Source organism: Pseudomonas sp. R151218B TE3479 (genome assembly GCF_053629195.1).
This window is the reverse complement of the sequence record NZ_JBRJHV010000001.1, coordinates 935621-959180: the sequence shown is the minus strand read 5'-3', so window position 1 is coordinate 959180 and position 23560 is coordinate 935621. Positions and strand designations below refer to the sequence as shown.

The window sequence follows — 23560 nt, the reverse complement described above, 5'->3', positions numbered from 1 at the left end:
TCGACCTTCAGCTGGTTCAGGGCTTTATTTTTGAGGGCGTCGAGGTGGGTGGATTGGCACTCGGCGCCCGCGACTCTTCTCCTAAGTAACTGCATTTTCGGCCTCCTCTAGGTTGTATCGATCAGCTAAGTGTTGAGCCACAAAAATCCTGTCCAGTCAAGACTCGACCCTCAGTTGGTCCAGGCTTTATTTTTGAGGACACCGATGGGTGTATTAACACTCAGCGGCCCGTGCTCTTCTACGCATTAGCATTCGTCCTCCTGATACGCTTGGGTTTGGTGGGTGGAGCTGGGGCCGGCTCGTCCAATACGGAGGGGCTCGATGCCTGCTTAGCAACTTCAGCAGCCACAGCCGCCTTCTCTGCTTCTTTGAGCGCGGCCCAATAGGCATGGAGCGTTTCTATGTCACCATAGGCACCGATCTCCGGAAGTCGCTCGATGAAGCGGCTATACAGGCCATCCTGAACCTTGCTGTGGTTGCGCATCCACTCGACCGCAGCGTTAGGATTGGTGAGCATCACGTAGTGAAATTCGCCGGATGCGCCTGGCTTGGTCATGATGAAGTTCAGCTCCCGGAGCTTCTTCATCCGGCGACGCCAGGTGTCCACGGCCCGCTCCCCGAGAAACCCGGCTTCAGCCGCAAACGTGCTTGGGTTCTCGATCGTTATGACCGGATGATCGGGCATACGCGCCCATAGACAAAACAGCACATGGCCGGCAGGCTGCCCCTTCGAATCGGCGTCAATAATCTGCATGGCAATAGGCAGGGTTCGAGGAATTGTGCTAAAGCCGTCGTGGGTTTTTCGCGTCCATTTCAACGCATCGGGAATGTCGGGAAAGTGGACCAGCATCAGTTGCTGAGCACGTTCCGCCATCGTTAAGCGGCGTTTTGCTGACTGTTTTGCGTTGGCCATTGTGCAGCCCTTATCCGTTTTCTGTTGAGTCCAGTTTCCGGGCATCTGTCGACGATGGCAAACCGTCATTACACGCTCATATCGCGCATTTCTATGCACGTGAATGAACGATACAGATCACTCAAATTCCTGATATGAGGCTAGTTCAGATAATCGAATTGCGCGATATCGCGCAGAAAATATTTATAACCTATTGAATTTAAATTTTTTATTTTTGTTTTTCGGTGCTCAGATGTGCTGAATGTACTCCGCGTACTCAATGTGCTCGCAGTGCTGCAGGGTGTAGGGTGTGGGAAGAGGGGCATGGTGAGGTGGGGTAGCATCAATTTTTCGCACCTGAATGCACGATCGCCTTCATCAAGCGGACCTTTAGAATTCGGAGTGAGGAGGCCCTATTGCGCACTTCAGCTCATATAGGCTTCTATCCGCACAACAAGGATGGAGAATTTCATGTACCTCGCTGAGCTGACTATTAAGAATTTCCGCAAGCTACGTGACGCCAAGCTGAAATTTCAGCCTGGGTTGAATGTGCTGGTAGGTCCAAACAATGTTGGCAAAAGCGCTGTAGTGGATGCGCTTCGGACCCTTCTCGCAGGTCATGACGAACCGTATCCCCGCCTTGATGTCGCCGACCGGCACCGTCCGCTTGAAGGCGAGCCGGCTGGCGACATTTCCTTCCATTTTGTCTTTCGGGATTTAAGCCACGATGATGAAGCAGACTTTATCGCTGCGCTCAAGCCTGCAGCTGATAAGACCATGGAAGCCCATATCCATGTCCGCTATACCGACGCAGATCAGACAGGACGCTTCAGGGTAAAACGTTGGTGTGGCGATCATCAGGACGTGGCCCTTACCTCAGACATGATGGAAAACCTCAGGGGCGTTTATCTCCAACCCCTGCGGGATGCCGCTCAGGGACTTCGACCCAGCCGCAACAGCCAGTTGGCACGCCTGCTTCACATGCTCACGGATGAACCAGGCCGTGACGCGATTAACCAAGCATTGAAGGAACTGGACGAAAAGCTCCAACAGACCGAAGCGATCCAGCACACCCATACCGCGATTTCGTCCCGACACGGCCTGATGATGGGCGATCAATTGGCACAGACACTCTCTGTTGGGCTTAGCGCGACGGACTTTCAGCGATTATCTGCTCGGCTTTCCCTCACGGCTCAAGCAATGGAAATTGAGCAGAATGGCCTGGGTTTCAACAACCTGATTTTCATGGCGGTAGTGCTAAGCGAGCTGGCCAAGAATCCGGACGCCGCGTATCGCAGCTTGATTGTTGAAGAGCCGGAAGCCCATTTGCATCCTCAGCTGCAGCGCGTGTTGTTGCGCTACCTCGCAGGCGTGCCAACGAGCGAAGGTGAAAAGGCGGTGCAGCTGTTCGTCACCAGTCACTCCCCCAATTTTGCCAGCAACTCTAAGCTCGAATCCCTGGTGTGTTTGGTTGAGAACGATGCCGGCGTAGAGACCTTCTTCCCGCGCGACATCAAGTTCGGTAAGGGCAAACGCGAAAAGCTGGAGCGCTATCTGGACGTGACCCGAGCCGAACTTTTTTTTGCTCGCCGGGTAATATTCGTGGAAGGCGCCGCCGAGCTCATGCTCGTCGATGCTCTGGCCACGCTCATGGGGCTGGACCTGCGAGAGTTCGGGGTCAGCCTGATCAGTGTCGAAGGACTCAATTTCGATTCTTTCCTACCCTTGTTCGGTGAAAACGGACTTCGGATCCCGGTTGCCGTCGTAACAGACGCCGATCCTTTCGAGGAGGAAGAGGCCAACGAGCTTGCGGAAGGTGCGCTGGATGCAGGTGACATCGAAGACATTCTTGCCGAGGCTGCGTATCTCGAAGAAACGGATGCCCCTGTCGCCGATGGTCCTGACGCGGATGATCCGTTAGCTGAGCCTGCCAAGAAAAAGAAGAAGCTAAAACGGAAAGAAGTCTACCCGTCGCTGGGAGACGAAGTGAGGCTATCGAGCAACACCGTCAAGATGAAGAAATCGGAAGACGCTTTCGTCAAAGTGTTCCACGGTTTGAAAACGCTGGAGTACGACCTTGCATTGCTTGAGGCGAACCGCGACTCGATGCTCAAGGCCTTGGCTGACCCTCATCCGATCATTTCGGCAGCGCTACGCAAGATTGTCGATGCTCAGCCAGACAACACCGCGAAGGCAAAGGCGCTGTTTTGTGGCATGTTCGAGCGTAAAGCGAGTAGCGGTAATCTGCAAAAGGGGCGGTTTGCCCAGGCTTTGGCTGAACAGATTGCTAGCACGCCAAAGTGCGAAGTACCTGACTATCTCCGCAAAGCGATTGAGCATGTCTGCCAGGGAGCGATCAAACCATGAAGCTCTCCGATGAGCAGAAGGACATAATCAACGCGCCTCTAGGACCTATCGCAGTCACGGCCTGCGCAGGTAGCGGCAAGACGGCAACAGCGATCAGGCGTCTGATTGCCGTCCGGCAAAAAATGGAAAATAGTCGGGGTCGGGTTGTCCTTTTGTCTTTCTCTAATGTTGCGGTCAATACCTTCAACAAAGGCTATGCCCAGCTCGCTTCAGACCTTCCAGACGACGCTAACCGCAAGCGCGTAGAGGTGGACACGCTCGACGGTTTCTTCACCCAGCATGTGCTGCGTCCCCACGCTTACCGGACAATGTCCTCAGACCAAGCGGCGTACCTCGTGTCCGGTACAGAGCCGTTCCTGGCCAACTTTAGGTACTGGCCTGAGGAAGGACGTCCGACCCCCATCAAAGACGTCAAAGTGGGCCTGGAGCATGGGAACTTCTACTTCTTCACCGGTACTCACGATGATTTGGTGAAACTCGATACTGTCAGAGCATCAGATACGATCAAACGCCTGGGTCGCATTGGAGCCTACACGCACGAGCTTGGTCGGTACTGGGTGTACCGAACGTTGGTGGGTCAACCTGCAGTCTTGCGCGCGCTTGCCGCCCGCTATCCGCAGCTTTTGGTCGATGAGTCCCAGGACCTGGGCACCTTGCATCAGGCTATCTTGGAATTGCTCATCAAGGCTGGAGTCCATGTTTCGCTCATTGGTGACGTGAACCAGGGCATTTACGGCTTCGCAGGAGCTGACGGTTCGTTTCTGAGCACTTATTACAACCGTGCTGGCGTGAAGGATTTCAAGCTCACGCGCAATTACCGCTCACTGCCTCCAATCATCAGCATCGCCAATTCGCTCTGTGGCCGCGAGGATGAACCCGATCGGGAGCCTGAAAACGGAGGGGCATATTTCGTCGGGTACAAGGACTCCGAGCTTCCTAAGCTTTTTGAATCGTTCAAAGCGCAAATTGATGACTTGGGCATGCAATATCAAGATGCGGTGATCCTCAGCCGGGGGACTGACCGGGCGGCAGTGCTATCCGGCAAAGCTGCTCCCCCAGGTCAAGGTACGGTCGCTCTTTTCACCAAAGCAGCATTGGTCCGAGACCAGCAAGGCCGCTATCAAGACTGCTTCAAGCTTGTGTGCCGAGGGGTGGAGGGTTTGATGGAGCAGCCACCGCATGGCCTCAGCACCCACCTTCAGGGTGCCCCGCAGGATGCATGGATGCTTGGGCTTAGACGACTGCTGTGGGGGTTCATCCGCGACGCTGAGGCCGGACTACCTTTGTCTACGCTTTTGGCTAAAACCGAGTGGCATCCCCAATTAGTGACTAATCTCAAAAAGCTTCTCTCGACCATCGAAGGACAATTTGGGTTGAAGACCGCAGACAGGCTGGGCAACAAGCTGGCTAAAACCGGGTTGTTGGACCTTCCCCTAACTGGTGCGGTAGAGGAGAAAGATCGGAGCCCCGGGATTAGAGTGGAAACCATCCACCAAGTGAAGGGCGAGTCTATCGGTGCGGTTCTGTACGTAACCAAAAGACCGAATGTTGACGCCTTGCTTGCCGGTACCCTTACGGAGGAAGGTCGCATCGGCTATGTCGCCGTGACCAGAGCGCGGAACCTGTTCTGGTTGGCCGTGCCACATACTTGCTTGAAAGCACTTCGCCCGAGTCTGGTTGCCGCTGGTTTTGAAGAGTTTCCTGCCCGCAAGTAGCCCAGAATCAAGCGGTATTGCTCAGATGGGCATCAAGGCACGCTTGCAGGTTCAGGGAATGTATGGAAAGGGCTGAAAAGTGAAAGGCATGTAAATGGCCCCTAGTTTGCTGGGCATACCTCAAGTTTAGCTTTTTTACCAACATATCTAGTTTTTGATAGCAGATGGCCCGTCCTGCTAGCTACGATGACTTTCAGTTATCTGGATTGGGGGCCGTATGGAGCAAACCGAAATTGAGCCGCTTTTGGCGACGGTATACGCGGTTCTCCGCGCAGAGGGTGCTGATGAGGCGGCGGAGGTAGTCCGCGGTCATCCTGCGAATGCGGAACTGACAGGCAACGACAACTGGAATGGCGGCACCAACTATTGGGAAATCCACTTCATCATTCCTGCTTTGGAGTACGCCAAGCTCGGGGTCAAACGGGTCCAGCTCCAGGAAAGGATCACAACCGCGCTAAGGACGGTAACTGAGCACGAGCAAAGCGACGCGTACTCGGCGCTGATCGTGCCTGCACGTGAGTATCAGGTGGATTGGCGTTCCGGGAAGTCTTCCAACCTACCGAAATCGGTGCGGCAAAACATCACGGATGGGCTACGTCTAGAGAACGTAAAGTGGTATGGGGAGCTCAATGATGTTGAGTTTCTGAGTCGCCTGTATGAGCTCGAAACCCTTCCTTCCACGGACAATCGCTACAAAGACGCCGTCGGCGACATTTGGCAACATCGCTACAACAACGATGACTGGGAGGATGACTGGGTCTTCAGCGACTCCCGATTCAACCTTTTCGATGGGAGCGCTGAGGCATTTCTCCGGTTTCTCTGCGAAACGGTGCACCCCGTAGTTCGTCCCCAACGAGAAGAAGCGATTAAGCTCGTTGAGCATTTCAACGATCAACTCCAGAACGCCGGCTGGGAGTTGTACCAGGAGCAGCAAATCGCCGGCCGCCCGCGCTTTTCCTACCGGTTGATAAGCAGCGCTTCGACAGAAGCGAACGCAACCAGGTCGGTCATGCGAGCGAGAGTTGTTGTCGAGGCGCTGAGCGCCGGATGGATGGCGAAGCAAATTGAACGTCTGGAATATGCCGTCGATTCAGACCCCGAATTGGCGATCGGGACAGCCAAAGAACTGGTGGAAAGCTGCTGCAAGTCCATTCTCACGAAACGAGAAATTCCGTTCACCAAGGCCGATGACCTAGGTAATCTGACAAAGAAGGTTACCAAAGCATTGCAGTTGGTTCCCGACGGAGTCAGTGAAGCAGCTAAGGGCGCTGAAAACATCAAGAATATCCTTCGCAACCTCACTCAGTTGACCAGCAATCTCACGCAGTTGAGAGGTTTGTACGGTACCGGACATGGCAAGGACGGCCAACATCGCGGGCTGCAGCCCAGGCATGCTCGGCTTGCGGTTGCCGCAGCAGTGGCATTTATCGATTTCGTGTCGGAAACGCATCGATACCGAGAAGCTTCCGAGCCGGAGAGGTGAAGAGCTTGGCAGAGCAGTCGTTTGCACGACCTGAAAGCACCTCGGCCAGGGCCATCTTACCGACTTGGCAGAGTAAACCAGCTAACTCGATAGTAGCCACCCGGGACGCCACGCTTAAGGTTCTCGGCGAAACTGGCTCCAGCCGAGTTGTTCTATGGCCCATGCGCAAAACCAGCTGTCGGTGTGGCTAACCAAGTAGAACCGGATATGGAAGCGATTCTCAGGGGAGGATGCAATCGGAAGAAGGCTCAGTGCTATCATGACGGTACTTACTCACCAGGGACCGACTAATGGATTTTGTTTACAGGATCAGGATGACATTTGGCACTTCACCTCACGAACCCAACCGTTCACAAGCATTCAATATATCGTCCGAAGCCGTTAGCTACGCTAGATCCGGAAATGTTTTGGATGCGGCCAAATGGGCTGAGCTAGTAAAAAAACATTGTCCCTCCGCCGGCCAGTGGATCTATAAGGGGCTTGATAACTCCGATATCAGAACCTTGCTTGCGTTGGCAATCCAAGTCACAGAAGGGCGGGCGGAATGATTGCTGGGAATTTCAGGGAGTTTCTCGAGCGGACAGGAAAAATACGGAGCTGGGCTCCTAGTTCGATGGACCTCGCAAGAATAGAGAGCCAGTTAGGAGCTCTAAAGGCGTCAAAAAGAATCATCACATCGACCGATATCGCATTGATCGTTGCTCGGCAATGTCCTGGCACTCAATTTTTTGTTACCGCTGGCGTGGATAATAAAGATATCTCGATGCTGTTAACTTTGGCCTTGCAGCAAACCAGACGATGACCGTCTCAAGTAGGCAGAACAATTGAGTACGAAAGAGCAAGATGTTGTTTTCGCCAAAAATAGACTGGCGGAATTTAAGTCAAGTTACGTTGATGCTATCACTCATTATGTGATTAAAACCCAAGGCGAGTGGGACCCGGTGGCGGCCACTTCAAACCTCTTGGAGATTCAACGTAAAGGTTCTGAATACTATAATTTCTGCGAGGAATTTGTTGGTAATAGCAGTTTGCTAGGCGCTCATGGCGACGGTTTGTGGGCACAGGGTTTTGCTGAAGATTGTTATGCGATACTACAAACCATGCCACAACATTTTAGCCTTTTACAGGCTGGCTTTCAGAGACTGAATGTTGAAGGTAGCTGTAGACCGTCCAGTACCGAATACGCGAATATGCAGCGGCTATGCAAAAAGTACTTGAAAGCGCCACTCATTCGTTCGCTGCGTCAAAGCCTAGTTGAAAATAGTTTGCCAACCTACGGCTTCGATAATAGAGAGGGATTTACGTTGACTTCTGGCGTCCGAATAATGATTTCCTTCGGCTTTGGCGTCGTGTTTCTGATTGCGACTATTGCGATTGCGATTTTTTTACCGAACCCGACCGATTTCCAATATATAATTTTTCGACTTGTTGCGTCGCTGTCTGCGGCAGGTGTTGTAGCTGTAATGTCTGGTTTCATAGAAATAAAATTTGGCGGTTGGCTACGAGCCGGTGGCGCACTGGCTGTATTTGCGGCCGTTTTCTGGACGAACCCTGCAGAAAAAATAATGAGTATAAAACCCGGGGAGTCTGTTCCTGAACAACATGTGCCTGCGCCTCCTCCTGTCCCTTATCAACCCAAGCTTGAGTACCGCAAGGTCAGTAAACATATAAAGGATTATAGGCCTGATACAAATGTAGAAGTCGCCACTATTGAATTAGAATACGTTGAGGTGTCTGGGCTAGGCGATGCCTATTTGGAGAAAAAAATCAATTCTCAAATTCAACGTCGAATAGGCGTAAATGAAAGCTTCGACGGCACTGAGGATCGTATCATGCATGTAAAAAGTGCAATGATTGATGGGGGGGTTTTAAGTGTTGTGGCGGAAGGATATTTTTATGGTCACAATGCCGCTGGTGCACACAATGAAGTTGTTAGTCTGAATATAAACATAGGGAACGGTGAGCCTGTCGAATTTAAAGATTTATTTCGCTCAGGCTATATCAAACAAATAAACACTATGGCTAGCACTGAACTGGCGAAGATGATACCCGGGAACTGGTTTGAGACGGTGTCCGACAATCAGTGTTACTATTTCGACAGCAGTTACTTATATTTGTGTTTTTCCGAATATGAAGCTGCTGCCGGTGCAAATGGTATTGTAACTGTACGACTGAGCCTCGATGATTTAAGAGGTTTGGTCAGCTTAAATGGTCCATTGGCTTACATTCTATAGTGTGATTAAAACTATAAAGTAAATTGCCCCTAATTTCGTAGACTGTTGGCGCTGTCCTTGGATTGACCTAGCTACCGACGCAAGACTGCAACATCTCCAACGTTGCAAAAATCCAGCACAGACAATGATTCACTAGGAGCCAGACAGGGAGGTAAATCTCGGCATCGGCGCCGAAACGCTAGCGGGTCACTATGAGAATTGGTTGTAAATCGTGTCCGCCTATCAACATGAACGTGGAGTTAAGACTCTAATGTTGTTTGGCAGTTGCGCAGTCTGCGCGACAGTTTGATAAATCGCTGTTGGCGCCAATGTCGAATTGACCTTGTTGCCGAGATGCCCCTGACTCAGTCTGATTCTTCCCGAACCCTTGTCTTTGCTGGGTTTTGCCGAGCCGGAGGTGGTTAATCCGGTGTCGGCACACGGGGCAATTCGGCATAAACGTCAACAAGGGGAGCGAAGTGACAACATACCCGCTGGACGATTGCGGGTATGCGAGAGCCAACGTCAAGTTATCCGAACCTAATTTCAAACATCGGTATAGTTACTCGTAATAACCGTGATCCTCCGCCTCTTTCCGGCGTGCCTCATGGTATTCGCTCAAGACCCCACTGTAATTGGTCATAAGGTATTCGTAGCTGTGGTAGCTCTGACCAAAGCTCCACACCCGGTTGGCATACTCAAAGTGAAAAACGGGTGAATAGTCTGCGTCAGTCAGGTCATGTAGTGGCAGCCATAAATCTCGTACCCATGTGAACTGCCGATCTGGGTTTGAATACAAATGCTGCACTGCCGGCTTGCTCCTACAAGGAATCAGTTCAATCCATTCGTCGTGGATCGTTTTGATTTTTAGCTCCCAGCAATGTGTCTCTGGCGATTTCACCATATCTACCTCCTTGAGCGAAAAAAACAGAAAACCGGGCGCTGCCACACCGGTCAATCGCGAGCATAGGAGAAGGCCCTCGCAGGGGCTCTCGCTGGATCGGCTGAACTTAGTATAGGGGAGCGCATGGCTTAGTCGTAACTGGTAAGCGTGAGTTTCCCAAGCACTCTAAGCTGATAGAGACTCGTGCCCAAACTAACTGAAGCTCGTGTCTCGATAGACTGCCACGAAGAAAGCGTTGGCACTTGGCGTCTATGGCCCTGCCGCACTGAATCCCGGCATCGATAGGCTGCATGCTTCAGATGCAGGAGCATACTGAGCGTGGGGCTCATCCAACCCCAAAACAGCGTCACCATTAGTTGCGACATATTCAATTCTCTAAAATCAGGATGACCCTGCTGCCGACTTTGCGTTGCCCCATAAGCATTCAGCCTAAAGTCATACCTGCTAGCGCTTTACGAAGTAGAAGCTTGGGTCAGGTAAATTTCGGCAGTTGGGTCAATTTTGCATCAGCCGCAACACCCATGACCCCCTTCGGCGTCAAAACCCAAGGCGGGAGCCGTATGCGGTAATTCTGCTCGTACGGATCTGTGGGAGGGGGTGGCAGGTGACTGCCATTCCTACCGCGACCCCCATCCTCGTTGATGACACCCGGTACGGCTCCGCCTTGGCGGGGCCGCAGAGCATGGCGAGCAAGAGGCAGAACAGCGATGGGGTCAGTGCCGATCGACTCAATGGGGCCGCGTGTTGCGCAAGGGCAGGTGAGTATTGACGTTGGCCCGCATCGCTGGTTAGTAGGCTATTCGACTGCTGCTGGCTTGGTCGACTGTGCGGTGCAGAGGGTGAGGACTTGGCCTTGCTGGGTCTCGTTCTTCGCGAGGGCCAGTAATTTTGCGCACTGCTCCAGCAGGCTCGACGTTTCGAGGTGCCGGGTCAGGTTCTGTGCGGCGATGCCGGTGGAGAAGACTTTGCCGATGCGGTTGGACAGGCCTGAATCGCCAGTCGTGTGACCGAAGGTTGTGCCGAAGGTGCTGAAGACGGACATGGAGTCCTTCTGCATATCAGCGTAGACCTGGCCATAGTGGGCTTGCGCTACGCTCGTGTCGGCGGCCGCCAACCGCTGTTGCTCCTGTGCCTTGCTAATGCTGGCCTCTTTGTCGACTGAAGTCAGCGGCTTGCCAGTTTCAACTTTCTGGATGATAGCGGAGGGAACTTTCAATGCATTGAGATTGGCGAGTAGCCTCTCGGCGATCGGTTTTATGCGTGCTGTATTTACTCCCGCTGACTGGACGGTAGCGGAGTACTCTTGCAAGTTGCTCGGCAAGGCATTTACTTGGGCCGTGGTTTTGGCCTCCTCCTGCGTTGCTCGTTGCAATTCTTCAGTGGCCGCTTTGACTTCCGCAGCCTTCTGAGTGTTGTTAACCACTACTTTATCGGTTGCTGGGGTCGGTTGTGCATTGACCTCAGCCTCCGTGCCCCCACTCCCATGCGTCGCAAAAATCTGTTCAATGCCGAAGTGCATCGTACTTTCCGGCTTCTTCGAAACCGCCAACGGAATATATACCGCGTCCAGGTTCATGAACCCCAGATTGAACGTCAGGCTCGGGGACTCGGCCGTCGGCGTCGTCAAATCAATTCCCAGCGTCTGCTTCGACGTATACATCAACGGCGCCTGCTGCAACGGCGAGCACCCGGAAACTAGCACGCAAGCGATACCCAGTTTTCTATACATGGACCAATCCTCGTTCAGGGATAAGTGCAGAGCCGCGTCAAGTCGACAGCGGCGGCGGTGAGCACATCCATCGTTTCACGCGTCGGCTTTATAAACACGGCGACACAGCGCGTATCCGCGAGGCTGATAGTGGTTTCCTCCATATAGCCGATCGAAAGGCCCTTGGCGCCGGGGACGACGCCAAAACCTCGGGTTTCGATGTAGGCGGGGGCACCGGACAAGGCCTCGGCAGGATTACTGTTGAGCAACCCGACCTGCCGCTCGGTGCGGATTCCATCTTCATAGACATTCACGACAGTACAACCCGGCATGCACAGGAGTAATCCCAGGCTGCCGGCCATGGCGGTATGCACGGACATGGGGGTACCCCTGTTGGGCCAAGGTTGATCTGTACTTCGGAAAAATGCTTTGGACGCAAAATGAATATAGCCAGCGCCGACCAAAGCGCCAGTGCTGGTTCACGTAGGGCTAGCAGTATGTGGTCGCGTGGATGAAGCGCTTAGCGAAATCTGGGCGCTGGACGTTGAAGAACCTGTGAAGCGCCAGTTGGAGATTCAAGCACTGAACCGCAGCAGTTTCCGGGAAAGAACGCTTTCTGCGCTCGAGGCCTATGTGGAGAAGGGCTTTGACTTGACGCCAGACGTTGCTGTCAGATTTGGACGTATCGCCTAGCCGACACCCTAGGTTAGCCTCTCCCTCGACGAATGCTCATGACCGGACGGAAGGCCGCGGCGTGTTTGGCTGCGACAGTTTTAATTCTCTAGAGCATGTGGTGCCAAGGGCGATTTGGACGATTGCGACAGTTTTGCGTTTCCTTCGCCACTAGATGGGGGCGCGTAAATTCGGGCATGTCAGCGACAGTTTTAATTCTCTAAATTCAGCTTCTTGGTGATCCTACGTAATGAATCTGGTCGGGTTTAGCGCTGCTAAACCCACTCATTCGTCCAGGTCGTTCCCTTACGCATTGCGGGCCCTTCACCAAATAGCTGAAGAGAACCCGACCTAATATTTGCGCTGATCCTTGAGAAACCAAAATTTGGATTGGAAGGTATTTTTCGATTTATTTCGTGAATCTGAAAAAATACTTTCACTTTGCCTCGTTAGAAGCAGATATCAGCCATCTCCCGTTTTGCGAACGGATCGAGCTGGCTCGTAAGCGCAATGAGCAGAAGCGGGTGGCGCCAGCATTTGGCTGGCCTGTTAAGCGTTACTCCAGAAAACAACGATCGAAAAGGTAAACGCTGGCCGGCTTGAGGTTTTCCACCGTGCGTTGCGGCCGGCCGCCGTCGCCGCTTTTCTTGCGACCAGTCTCCTGCAAATAACCCGCCTCGGTCATTTTCAGCAAACGCTGGCGCATGCTGGTCTTGAGCACCGGGCGGTCGAGCACCACGGAGAAAATGCTCACCGCTTCCGGCGCGCTGAATTCCGGGCCCAGGAACATCAGCGGCAGGCTGCTGTAGAGGGCCTTGGACAGCAATCGCTCCTGGACGGCGGCCACCAGGCTGTTGTGGTCGAAAGGGAGTTTGATCGAGGCGTCAGCGACGTCCTTGAGAGGGAAAAACCCCTGGTGTTCGGCGAGCTGGACTGCCTCGCTGACAATCGCAAGATAGAAAGTCGACGATGACCAGCAGCGCGGATCGCGGAACGCGTCACCGACGGTGCCGACCTGTTCGATCCAGGCCAGCGGCATGCCCACTTTGCTTGAGCTACGCAGGCGCTCCACGGCGTCGTTCAGCGTGAGGTCTTCTACGCCACCATTGACCACGATCCCAGGCAGCGCCCAATGACCGGCGAACGGCTCGGCTTCCCGTCGGTTCAGGAGGATTTCCAGCGCCTGGGTCTCCCGGCAGAAGCGCAGCACACAGAGGTCGATGGTGTGCAGATAGTCGCGCGCGGGGGCTGTGCTAGTGGGCATGTCGATTTCCGTGGGTCGCATAAAGGTCATAGTTTAACGGGTTCATGCCTGGGGCCATCCAGTCGCTGGGAAGCGACTCGCCCAACGCCAGTCGTTCGCGAACCACGGTGCTGCGCACGTGGATCTTTTCTTCCACGCGAAGGATGGAAAAACGCTCCAGTAATTCCTGGCCGCGATAGAAGGTCGGTAGCTGATCCGCGACATCCTGGCCCACCACCAACGCAATCCGTTTGCCGTCCAGGGCCAGGCTGTCGGCGAGGTGGGCGAGGAGGGTGTAGCTGTAGATCGCGCCTTCAACGCCACGGGCCACGACCTGTTCCACCCGGCTTGCACGCACTTCGGCGCGGCACAGCGGTTGAACGTTCTCGACGATTGATTCCAGCCAGTTCAGGCGCACCTCATAGTCGACCATTTGCTTGCCGTAGGGATGCCGCAAGCTTGGGACCACCAGCACGCGCCTGGCTTGGCATGAGGCCTCGATCATCACCTGGGCATGACCGGCGTGAGGGGGATTGAAGGCGCCGCCATAAAGGGCTATTTCGAACATGGCTGATCCTCTTTTAGTACATGACATGTACTCTATCAGTAAAATCTTTTTTGTGAAAATCTGCTTTTTCCGCACCAGTTAAACGGATTAGAAGGACACATCAAAAATATTTCTACTTGTGGCTTGTGATGAAAGTACACCTTGTGTACTCTCGTTCCCATGAAGAGGAGAAACCCAGCATGAACAGCCTGACCCGGAAAACAGCTTCCTTCGATGTCGATGCGCAAAAGAGCTTCACGCCGCTATGCCCCGATGAGCTTCCGGTGCCGGGGGGTGACCAGATTGCCGGTGAGCTGAATTTCATTGCATCCCTGGCCAGCCTCCGTATCGGCAGCAAGGACGCCCATTCGCCCCTGGCCCCGTGGGTGGTCGCCGATCACGCACAGATGTTCGTGCCGACCGGGCTCGAGCATGCCGACATCACTTGGGTCAGCCACTGCGTCCCTGGTACCGAAGGTTTCGCCCTGCTGGATCAACTGCCGACCCCCTACGACTACGACTATTTCGTCTGGAAGGGTGTCGAGCCGGATTTGCACCCGTACGGCGCCTGCTACCACGACCTGCACAGCAAGCTGTCCACCGGGGTGATCGAATACCTGAGAGGCCTGGGTGTCGAGCAGGTCATTGTCGGCGGGCTGGCGCTGGATTTCTGCGTCAAGACCACCGCTCTGCAACTGGTTGCCGCCGGCTTCAAGGTGATCATTCACCTCCCGGCTTGCCGGGCCATCAGTGAGGAGGGGGCCCTTCAGGCCATCCAAGACATGCAGCAAGCGGGGATCTCGGTTGCCGCGACCCGCGAAGAAACCATCCGCCTGGCAAACCCATAAGGAAAAGACATGGACAGTGCATTCGATCCAAGCAGCGGCACCATCCAGAGCCTTCTGGATACCGACTACTACACCTTCACCATGATGCAGGCGGTCTTGCACCAGCACCCGAACGTCGAGGTGGAATACCAGTTCATCGTGCGTTCCAAGGAGCGGCTCGGTCACCTGATTCCGGACATTCGTGTCGAGTTGGAAAAGCTCGCCGGGTTGCAGCTGCGCGAGGGGGAACAGCGGTTTCTGTTCAACAAGCGTTTCCGTGAGTACCTGACCCCGGACTTCGAACAGTTTCTCGGCCTGTTTCGCTTCAATTTGCGCTACATCCACGTTTCGGAAGTCGATGGCCAACTGCACATCCGTGTCCGTGGGCCGATGCTGCACTGCATCATGTTCGAACAGCCGGTATTGGCGATGGTCAGCGAACTGCGCAATCGCGAGAAATACCCCGAGGTCGAGTTGGCCGACGTCACCCGCAAGCTGTACCAGAAGTTCGAATGGCTGGAGAAAAATGCCAGTCGTGAAGAACTCGCCGAGTTTCGCGTTTCAGACTTCTCCACCCGGCGGCGGCTGTCGTTCAGGGCCCAGCGTGAAGTGGTGAATGTGATGCGCAGCGATTTTCCTGGAGTCTTTGTCGGCACCAGTAACGCCCACCTGGCGTACGAGTTCGATCTGCCCCTGATTGGCACAATGGCCCACCAGTGGCTGATGGTGCACCAACAACTTGGGCGCTTGCGCGAGAGCCAGAACGCGGCCTTGGAAAACTGGGTACATGAGTACCGCGGTCGGCTTGGTATCGCCCTGACGGACTGCATCAGCACCGACTTTTTCCTCAAGGATTTCGACCTGTACTTCGCCAAGCTCTATGACGGCCTGCGCCAGGATTCCGGTGACCCGATCGTCTGGGCCGACAAGGTGCTGGGGCGCTACCAGGAACTCGGTGTCGACCCACGCACCAAGGACCTGATGTTCTCCGATGGCCTCAACTTCGAAAAGTGCCTGCCGATCCTGCGTCATGTTCGCGGCAAGGCCAAATTCGGTTTTGGCATGGGCACCAGCCTGGCCTGCGATGTCGACGGTGTCGAACCGCTGAGCATCGTCATGAAACTGGTGCGGGTCCACGGTGAACCGGTGGTGAAGTTCTCCGACGATCCGATCAAGAACGTCTGCGAGGACGCCTCGTTTCTGCGCTACGCCGCCCAAGTGTTCAACGTCGCCCTGATCAATCCACAGTTGGGAGCTTGATATGACTTCGTTTCAGCAAGAGAGCATTGCCCAGGAATTGGGCATCGACCGCCAACTCACACGGGGCGGCGAAGCAAACGAGATTGCCCGCCGCGTCGAATTTATAAAGCAGATCTTGCGCGAGTCGGGTTGCCAGTCCCTGGTCCTGGGGATCAGTGGCGGCGTCGACTCGCTCACCGCCGGCCGCCTCTGCCAGTTGGCCGTGGAGCAACTGCGGGGTGAAGGCTACGCGGCGCGGTTTATCGCCGTCCGGCTGCCGTACAAGGCCCAGGCCGATGAGCAAGACGCCCAGGCTTCCCTGGACTTCATCCGGCCGGACGTGATCACCACCAGCAACATCGCCGCGTGTGTCGACGGGCTGATGGGCAGTATCGCCATCGAGGGCTTGCAGCCTTCGCCCGAACTCATCGACTTTGCCAAAGGCAACGCCAAGGCCCGGGCACGGATGTTGGCGCAATACGCCATTGCCAATCTGAGCAACGGGTTGGTGGTGGGCACCGATCATGGGGCAGAGGCGGTGATGGGATTTTTCACCAAGTTCGGCGACGGCGCGTGCGATCTGGCACCGTTGTCCGGGCTGACGAAGTCCCAGGTGAGATGGTTGGCCGACGCGATGGGCGCCCCCGCGCACCTGGTGCGCAAGGCGCCGACCGCGGATCTGGAAGACCTGGCGCCCGGCAAGTTGGATGAAGTGGCGTATGGCTGCAGCTATGAGGAAATCGATGCGTACCTGATGGGCGAAGAGGTGTCGCCCCAGGCGCGCCAGATCATTGAACGCGCCTACCTCAAGACAGCCCACAAACGCGCATTGCCACGCGTCCCTGCATCGTTGTAATAGGGTTCTAATGGGACATTTGGTTTTGAACGGAGTGGGTAAATGACACAGGCAATCAGCATCAAGGATCGCGTACGCATCAAGCACGTCGAAGTCCTTTCGGACGATTGGTACGTGCTGCGCAAGACCACCTATGACTACCTCGGCCGCAACGGCCAATGGCGCGAACTGACGCGCGAGACCTATGACCGGGGCAACGGCGCCACCATCCTGCTGTACAGCAAGGCCAAGCAAACGGTGGTGTTGACCCGGCAGTTCCGCTTCCCGGCCTTCGTCAACGGGCACGATGACCTGTTGATAGAAACCTGCGCCGGCCTGTTGGACAACGACGACCCGCACACCTGTATCCGCAAGGAAACCCAGGAGGAAACCGGCTACATCATCCAGGACGTGCGCAAAGTGTTCGACGCCTTCATGAGCCCGGGCTCGGTGACTGAGCGGGTGCATTTTTTCGTCGGCGAATATTTCGACGAAGACAAGCAGCACGAAGGCGGCGGCCTTGAAGCCGAGGGCGAAGAGATCGAAGTGCTGGAGCTGTCCCTCGACCAGGCCTTGGGCATGATCGAGACCGGTGAGATCTGTGACGGCAAGACCATCATGCTGTTGCAGTACGCCAAGCTGCATCGGTTGCTGGATTAGCCCAGGGAGGGCCCTCGGTGATCATGATTCAGCAGTTGGCTACCCAGGCTGCGTGTTGGCTGACTCCCCCGCTGCCGAATCTTTCGCGGTAGGCAGACGGTGGTAAACCAACGGCGTTCCTGAACGCCGCTCGGAAACTTTCGACTGACCGGTACCCGCAGGCCTGAGCGATTCCGGCCGTGCTCTGGTCAGTGCTTTCCAGCAGCTCTCGGGCCCGGTTCAGTCGTTCCTGTTGCAACCAGACCTTGGGCGACAGGCCTGTGGTTTCGATGAATCGTCGCAGGAAGGTGCGTTCACTCATGGCCACGCGGGCAGCCATGTCGCAGATACTCAGGGGTTGATCGAGGTTTTCGCGAATCCATTGCATGACACGGGTCAATTCGTTGCGCGGCGATTTGCAGACTGGCGCGACGATGAATTGTGACTGACCGCCGGTTCTTTGCGGCGCCATGACCAGGCGACGGGCCACCGAATTGGCAATGTGTGTGCCGAAATCCCGTGCTATCAAGTGCAAGCAGGCGTCGATACCAGCCGCACTGCCCGCTGAGGTAATCAATTGCCCCGCATCGACATACAGCACATTCGGATCGACTTTGATGAGGGGAAACCGCTCGGCCAGCTCACGGGAAAACTGCCAATGGGTGGTCACCGTCTCGCCATCAAGCAGCCCCGTGGCGGCAAGTACGAACACGCCCGAACAGATTGACAACAAACGTGCTCCCCGGGCATGGGCGCTTCTGAGGGCTTGCAGCAAAGCTTCCGGAGGCGGTTCCTGACGGTTGCGCCAACCGGGAACGATGATGGTTTGCGCTGTTTCAAGGACTTCCAGCCCTGCATCGACGGAGATCTGAAGACCTCCCAGCGCATGCATCGGCCCCGCGTCGACGGCGACGATCCGAGGGGTGTACCAAGGGATGTCCAGTTCTGGGCGAGGCAGGCCGAATATCTCCAGGGCGATACCAAATTCGAATACGCAAAGGCCCTCATAGACGAGGATTGCCACGGTTCCAGGATGAGCGTGCATTTGGCGTAAATTCACCGTTTATTGTCGATTGCTGCACTGTAGCGGACTGTCCCATCCCCCTACAATCGCTGGTAGACAATCAGGAAAACCAAGACGGCTGCGCCCTACAACGGTGACAGTTGCATTGCCGGCACTGCCCACATGCACCGGTACACGATTGTCGCCTTCCAGGCCTATTCCTGTTTTTTTGCCTTCATCGATAGATCGAGTCGGTGAAGTGCGCGTGAACCATTGAATTCATATAAAGGAGTTTGTTGAAGATCGAGGCGCTGATGTTGATTTAGGTGAACACGGGATTAACTTGGACGTTGTGAAGGAATGGACTATGTTGCTGATCCAGATATTGTTCGTCATGTTGTCAGCAAAACTTCTGGGCGCGGTATTCAATCGTTTGGGACAGCCTCAAGTCGTGGGGGAAATGGTCGCCGGCTTCCTGTTGGGCCCCGTGATTCTGGGGCAGTTGGTCCCGGTCTTCCATCAACAGTTATTTGATAGTAATGCCATCACTCAGCTAAAGGTATTAAGCGAGCTGGGTATCTTGTTGTTCATGTTTGTGATCGGTGCCGAGTTCCGGTTTCCGCTGAAGCAGAGCAAGACCGGCTTCAAGGCCATCGTCATCGGCTCTTTCAGTATCGTCATTCCTTTCTCGCTTGGTGCTGCAATCGCTCCCTGGCTGTTCGAGCATTTCGCAGTGCCTGGCACCTCTCGGCTGGGCTTCATCCTGTTCATAGGCACCGTGTTTTCGGTCACGGCGTTCCCCGTGCTGGCGCGGATTCTCAAGGAGCGCGGCATGCTCGCGACCCAGGTCGGGGCAATTGCCCTGTTGGCTGCGGCCATGAGCGATGTCGTGGCCTGGATGCTGATTGCCGCCGTGGCGATGGTGAACGGTCACGACAGCAACTGGATCGCCCTGGTGGTTCGCGGAGCCTGCCTGGTGTTGCTGGTGGCGTTTACTTTCCTGATTCTCAGACCCCTGTTGGCCCGCTGGCTAGCTGCAGAAGGGCGACTTGCCCAACCGATGGTGCTGGTGTTGCTGCTGGCCGGAGTGCTGATCTATGGCAGCGTGACCCATGCGCTGCAGGTACATGCGGTGTTTGGCGCCTTCCTTTTCGGGCTGTGCCTGCCTCGAGAGCAGCGCTTGCTGGACATGATCATCGAACGCCTGGAACACGTATCGTTGATCATTCTGATGCCGTGTTTTTTTACCCTGGCCGGGTTGAGCACCACTTCATCGGCGTTTACCGGCCTTGGCATCTGGGTGCTGTTGGTGATTTTGCTGGCCGCCGTGTTCGCCAAGGTCGCTGGCAGCGCGCTGGGAGCCCGGCTGGTGGGCTGTTCCTGGCCGACCTCGTTGACAGTCGGCGCTTTAATGAATACCCGCGGACTGATGGAACTGGTGGTTCTGAAAATCGGCCTGGACATGGGAATCATCGGCGCCGAATTGTTCACGGCCCTGGTGATTATGACCATCGTCACGACGCTGATGACCGGACCGCTGATGAGTTTGCAGAACAGGAAGCTGTTTCCCCGTGGGCACTTGGTGAGTCTTGAGCATGCAGTGCCCAATGGGTTTGTAACACCGACCGATAACAATGGAATGGAGCGATAAATGAGCAAACAAACACCGAGCTTGGTCATTGATGTAATGGAGCAGCAACTCTCCAAGCACTTCCAGGTTCTTTTGCAAGATGAAAACCGTATGAAGCAGATTCGTAATGAATTTCGCCGCGATGGTTATTTCAACTTCAAGAACTTTTCGTTTCTACCGAAGCGAATCCTGGAGAATGTTCATACTGAAGTGCATGCATTGTTGGATGAATATTCCGTACGCCGTGATGTCACTGTTCCGTCGACCGGTAATACCTATCGCAAGATGTATAACGTCAATCAGCCGGAAATCGCCGAGGGTGGGACTTTTATTCCGGCGCTTTACCAGTCCGAGTCGCTGCGCAATTTCCTTGGCAACATCGCAGGTGATGATCTGGCGTCCTGCTGGGAGCAGGAACAATACCTGATCACCAAACTGAGCCATCCAGGCGACACCCATGGCTGGCACTGGGGTGACTACCCCTACACCATGATTTGGATCATCGAGGCCCCTGAGGACCCTGCGATCGGCGGCGTATTGCAATGCGTACCGCACAGCGAGTGGGACAAGGAGAACCCACGGATCTGGCAATACATTCTGAACAATCCGATCAAGTCCTATCACCACCTCAAGGGTGATGTGTATTTCCTGAAGTCCGATACCACGTTGCACCACGTGGTGCCGATCCAACAGGAAACCACCCGCATCATTCTCAACACCTGCTGGGCCAGTGCCCACGACCGGCGAACCGATGTCGCCCATGAAAGTATCGAAGTGATCTGGGACACCAAAGCCAGGACCGCCGAAGAGGCCTGACAGGCGCGGGGCCGGATGGACGGGTGTCCGTCCGGTTTCTTATTTGAATCAACGTTGCCCCCGGGGCTCAAGGAAGCAAGCCATGTCCATTACACAAGAAACCTTCCAATCCGAAACCGCCTACGTCGTACGCAACGAGGGTGTCGACCTGGAACTCAAGCTGTTCATGGATGAGCAGATCGACTACATCCTCAAGCACCGCGCTACCGAGCACCCGTTCCTCAATGCCTATGCCGAGCATGGCTTGCCGCCAGAGCAGAGCAAGGTGCTGTACCTGGAGACGCTGCATTACTTCAAGTACCTTCCGTTCTACGTGTGCGGGATTTCCACCATCACCCGCGACGAAGCGGTGCTGCGTACCATTGCGTTCAACGCCCGTGATGAATTGGGTGAAACCCATTCCCATTCGGACCTGTACCGCAAGTTCCTGCTCGACAAGGGCATCAGCGAAGAACAGATCGAAGCCTATAAATGCCTGCCCAGCACTCAAGCCTTGAATGACGGCATCTGCGCGCTTTACAGCAAGCCGCCATTGCAGAAAGCCCTGGGAGGCCTGTTCGCCGACGAGGCGATGTCCGCGTCGATGGTTTCCAAGTACAACGACGGTCTGGTCAAGGAAGGCGTGAGCGAACGCGGCCGCTTCTTCTGGACGCTGCACATGGAAGTCGAAGTCGGTCACTCCAACGCCGTATTCAACGTCATGGAAAAACACCTGCAAACACCACAGGAACGTCGTCTGTTCGCCGAGGGTATTGAACAGTACCTGCACCTGATGGAAGTGTACTGGGACGGTATCGAGCGCAAACTGAACGCTGAGGGACGCCAATGACCGCGAAAAACGAATCCGGGCAAGGCGTGGCCTTCGGGCTCGGCGCCACGTTGCTGTGGGGATCCTACCCGCTCTGGTACAAACCGCTGGCGGGCCTGGATGCTTACCATCTGCTGTCCTGGCGGGTTGTATTTGCCGAGTTGTTTCTCGTCGCGCTGGTGTTGCTGACCGCGCGGGTGGGAACCCTACGGGCCACGCTCAAGACTGTTCGTCCAGTCAATGTGCTCACCGTGTCCGCGGTACTGGGGCTCTGGTGGCTGATGTACATCTACGGGATCATGACCGGGCGGGTGCTGGAAGTGGCCTTCGGCTATTTTCTTAGTCCGATCATGAGCATGGTGGTGTCTCGGGTTATCTTCAAGGAGCGCCTGACGACGCTCCAGACCTGGGCCATCTTTCTCGCCGTGACGGGCGTGACATTGATGGCCTTCGAGCTGCTGAACCTGCATTCCTTTCCCTGGATCGCATTGGTCATCGGTTTCTGCTATTCCTTCTACGGGATCTTCAAGAAGAAGGTTCCAGGCGATCCAGTGGTTATCCAGACCCTGGAAATTGCTGTGCTGCTGCCGTTTGCTGCCCTGTTCCTGCTACTGGCGCAAGCACAGGGGTTGGGTCACCAGTTCATGCAGTCGGGCACCCGGGACTTGTTGCTCGTTGCGACGGGGCTGATCACCGTGCTGCCGTTGTGGTGGTACAGCCTGGCTGCCAAGCAACTGTCAATGATCACGCTGGGCTTCTTGCAGTTTGTTCCGCCAATCTGCAACTTCGTGTTGGCGGCGTTCGTTTATGGTGAACCGGTCTCGTCGTTGAAGCTGGCGGCGTTTTCGTTTATCTGGCTGGCGCTTACGTTGTTTACGTTGAATTCGATCCGGGTCCAACGGGCGGCGGCAGCTGCCAGATCATCCGTGCAAATGCGCACGGCGTAATAGATCGCCCGCGCCGTCTTCGGGCAGCGCGGGTTTTTTGGATAAGGGAATCGAAATGAAGAAAGTCGCCGTGGTGGGTTGCACTGGTGCAGTGGGTTTGACCATGTTGCAATTGCTTGAAGACACCGATTACGAGGTGGTCTGCATGGCCTCCGAGCGTTCGGCTGGCAAGCGCTTGAAGGCGGGTAACACCGAGTACCTGATCGAACCCTTTTCGGTCGAAGGCTGTGCTTCGTGCGATATCGTGTTTTTATGTGTTTCCGGATCCTTTGCCCTGGAATATGGGGAGCGTCTGGCTGAAAACTCCTATGTCATCGATAACTCTTCGGCGTTCCGTTATCACCAGGATATTCCACTGCTTGTACCGCCGATCAATGGTCAGCGTTACAAGGGTGAAAAACTGATCGCCAACCCCAACTGCTCCTCGGCCATTGCGCTGATGGTGCTGGGGCCATTGCATGACGCCTTCGGGCTGGACAGTGCGATCATCTCCACCTACCAGGCAGCCAGTGGCGCCGGGCAGCCAGCAATGCTGGAATTGCGGGAAAAGGCCAAGGCCTTCACTGACTATGGTGACCAGGATGGGAGTGACAACTTCGCCCATAACCTGGCGTTCAACGTGATTCCCCAGGTCGATTCGTTTGAAGAGAACGGCTATACCCGTGAAGAAATGAAAGTGGTCTGGGAGTTGCGCAAGGTCTTGGACGAGCCGGAGTTGGCCATCAGCACCACGGCCGTTCGGGTACCCACCTTGCGTTCTCACGCCGAGAGCCTGAGCCTGCGCTTCAAGAAACCCATCCAGTCGCTGGAGCAGGTGCGCGAGCTGCTGCGCGCCGCGCCAGGTGTCGAAGTGGTGGATGAGCCTGCGCAGAGCGTTTATCCGATGCCCATGACGTCGACCTATAAGCACGCGGTGGAGGTTGGGCGGATTCGCTACAATCTGATCTACGGTGAACACGGGCTTGACCTGTTCATCAGCGGTGACCAACTGCTACGGGGTGCGGCGCTGAATGCGTTCGAGATCATGCAACTGGTCAATGATTGAGCCTGTCTGGCCCTGGATAAAAACGCG

General features: G+C 55.2%; 20 protein-coding genes. 14 read left to right on the top strand and 6 right to left on the bottom strand.

What is annotated here, in order from left to right:
- Positions 1-238: 238 nt before the first annotated feature.
- Positions 239-913: a hypothetical protein gene (locus AB7M32_RS04365; protein WP_454249191.1), complete on the bottom strand. Its 675-nt coding sequence runs from the start codon at positions 911-913 to the stop codon at positions 239-241.
- 450 nt (positions 914-1363) lie between these two features.
- Between AB7M32_RS04365 and AB7M32_RS04360 the strand changes: the two genes are divergently transcribed.
- From AB7M32_RS04360 to AB7M32_RS04345, 4 genes are all read left to right on the top strand, one after another.
- Positions 1364-3259, top strand: a complete 1896-nt coding sequence (locus tag AB7M32_RS04360) for an ATP-dependent nuclease (RefSeq protein WP_454249190.1) — start codon at positions 1364-1366, stop codon at positions 3257-3259.
- On the top strand, positions 3256-4974 hold the full coding sequence (locus tag AB7M32_RS04355; RefSeq protein ID WP_454249189.1) for a UvrD-helicase domain-containing protein: 1719 nt from the start codon (positions 3256-3258) through the stop codon (positions 4972-4974). Before AB7M32_RS04360 ends, AB7M32_RS04355 begins: the two co-directional genes overlap by 4 nt.
- A 217-nt stretch (positions 4975-5191) precedes the next feature.
- The gene (locus tag AB7M32_RS04350; RefSeq protein WP_454249188.1) at positions 5192-6457 is read left to right on the top strand and encodes an abortive infection family protein; all 1266 of its coding nucleotides are present in this window, start codon (positions 5192-5194) and stop codon (positions 6455-6457) included.
- 824 nt (positions 6458-7281) lie between these two features.
- Positions 7282-8691 carry a DUF3298 domain-containing protein gene (locus AB7M32_RS04345; protein WP_454249187.1) on the top strand — a complete coding sequence of 470 codons (1410 nt, stop codon included), beginning with the start codon at positions 7282-7284 and terminating at the stop codon, positions 8689-8691.
- A 1679-nt stretch (positions 8692-10370) separates the two neighbouring features.
- Here the strand turns inward: AB7M32_RS04345 and AB7M32_RS04340 are convergent.
- A complete protein-coding gene (locus AB7M32_RS04340) occupies positions 10371-11303 on the bottom strand; it encodes a hypothetical protein (RefSeq protein WP_454249186.1) in 933 nt (310 codons plus the stop codon).
- Between the two features lie 14 nt (positions 11304-11317).
- Positions 11318-11662 carry a hypothetical protein gene (locus AB7M32_RS04335; RefSeq protein WP_454249185.1) on the bottom strand — a complete coding sequence of 115 codons (345 nt, stop codon included), beginning with the start codon at positions 11660-11662 and terminating at the stop codon, positions 11318-11320.
- 127 nt (positions 11663-11789) lie between these two features.
- On the opposite strand from AB7M32_RS04335, the gene AB7M32_RS04330 reads away from it, so the two are divergent.
- Positions 11790-11975 carry a hypothetical protein gene (locus AB7M32_RS04330; RefSeq protein ID WP_454249184.1) on the top strand — a complete coding sequence of 62 codons (186 nt, stop codon included), beginning with the start codon at positions 11790-11792 and terminating at the stop codon, positions 11973-11975.
- 535 nt (positions 11976-12510) lie between these two features.
- On the opposite strand, the gene AB7M32_RS04325 is transcribed toward AB7M32_RS04330, so the two are convergent.
- Together AB7M32_RS04325 and AB7M32_RS04320 are read right to left on the bottom strand one after the other, a co-directional pair.
- Positions 12511-13218: an NUDIX hydrolase gene (locus tag AB7M32_RS04325; RefSeq protein WP_454249183.1), complete on the bottom strand. Its 708-nt coding sequence runs from the start codon at positions 13216-13218 to the stop codon at positions 12511-12513.
- Positions 13208-13765, bottom strand: a complete 558-nt coding sequence (locus AB7M32_RS04320; protein WP_454249182.1) for an adenylyltransferase/cytidyltransferase family protein — start codon at positions 13763-13765, stop codon at positions 13208-13210. Before AB7M32_RS04320 ends, AB7M32_RS04325 begins: the two co-directional genes overlap by 11 nt.
- 179 nt (positions 13766-13944) lie before the next feature.
- On the opposite strand from AB7M32_RS04320, the gene AB7M32_RS04315 reads away from it, so the two are divergent.
- The 4 genes from AB7M32_RS04315 to nudK are packed head-to-tail and all read left to right on the top strand — an operon-like array spanning position 13945 to position 17305.
- Positions 13945-14592, top strand: a complete 648-nt coding sequence (locus AB7M32_RS04315; RefSeq protein WP_454249181.1) for a nicotinamidase — start codon at positions 13945-13947, stop codon at positions 14590-14592.
- 9 nt (positions 14593-14601) lie between these two features.
- Positions 14602-15831, top strand: a complete 1230-nt coding sequence (gene pncB, locus AB7M32_RS04310; RefSeq protein WP_454249180.1) for a nicotinate phosphoribosyltransferase — start codon at positions 14602-14604, stop codon at positions 15829-15831.
- Between the two features lies 1 nt (position 15832).
- A complete protein-coding gene (gene nadE, locus AB7M32_RS04305; RefSeq protein WP_454249179.1) occupies positions 15833-16666 on the top strand; it encodes an ammonia-dependent NAD(+) synthetase in 834 nt (277 codons plus the stop codon).
- Between the two features lie 42 nt (positions 16667-16708).
- On the top strand, positions 16709-17305 hold the full coding sequence (nudK, locus tag AB7M32_RS04300) for a GDP-mannose pyrophosphatase NudK (protein ID WP_092257085.1): 597 nt from the start codon (positions 16709-16711) through the stop codon (positions 17303-17305).
- Positions 17306-17333: 28 nt separating this feature from the next.
- On the opposite strand, the gene ftrA is transcribed toward nudK, so the two are convergent.
- Positions 17334-18329, bottom strand: a complete 996-nt coding sequence (gene ftrA, locus AB7M32_RS04295) for a transcriptional regulator FtrA (RefSeq protein ID WP_454252098.1) — start codon at positions 18327-18329, stop codon at positions 17334-17336.
- 325 nt (positions 18330-18654) lie between these two features.
- On the opposite strand from ftrA, the gene AB7M32_RS04290 reads away from it, so the two are divergent.
- From AB7M32_RS04290 to AB7M32_RS04270, 5 genes are all read left to right on the top strand, one after another.
- Positions 18655-19938 (top strand): cation:proton antiporter domain-containing protein, encoded by a 1284-nt coding sequence (locus AB7M32_RS04290; RefSeq protein WP_454249178.1) that lies wholly within the window; start codon positions 18655-18657, stop codon positions 19936-19938.
- Positions 19939-20733 (top strand): HalD/BesD family halogenase, encoded by a 795-nt coding sequence (locus tag AB7M32_RS04285; protein ID WP_454249177.1) that lies wholly within the window; start codon positions 19939-19941, stop codon positions 20731-20733.
- A gap of 82 nt (positions 20734-20815) precedes the next feature.
- Entirely contained in the window at positions 20816-21562 is a 747-nt protein-coding gene (locus AB7M32_RS04280) for an iron-containing redox enzyme family protein (protein ID WP_454249176.1), read from the top strand.
- Positions 21559-22488 carry an EamA family transporter RarD gene (gene rarD / locus AB7M32_RS04275; RefSeq protein WP_454249175.1) on the top strand — a complete coding sequence of 310 codons (930 nt, stop codon included), beginning with the start codon at positions 21559-21561 and terminating at the stop codon, positions 22486-22488. The genes AB7M32_RS04280 and rarD overlap by 4 nt, the downstream gene beginning before the upstream one ends.
- Before the next feature lie 55 nt (positions 22489-22543).
- Positions 22544-23533, top strand: a complete 990-nt coding sequence (locus AB7M32_RS04270; RefSeq protein ID WP_454249174.1) for an aspartate-semialdehyde dehydrogenase — start codon at positions 22544-22546, stop codon at positions 23531-23533.
- Positions 23534-23560: the final 27 nt, after the last annotated feature.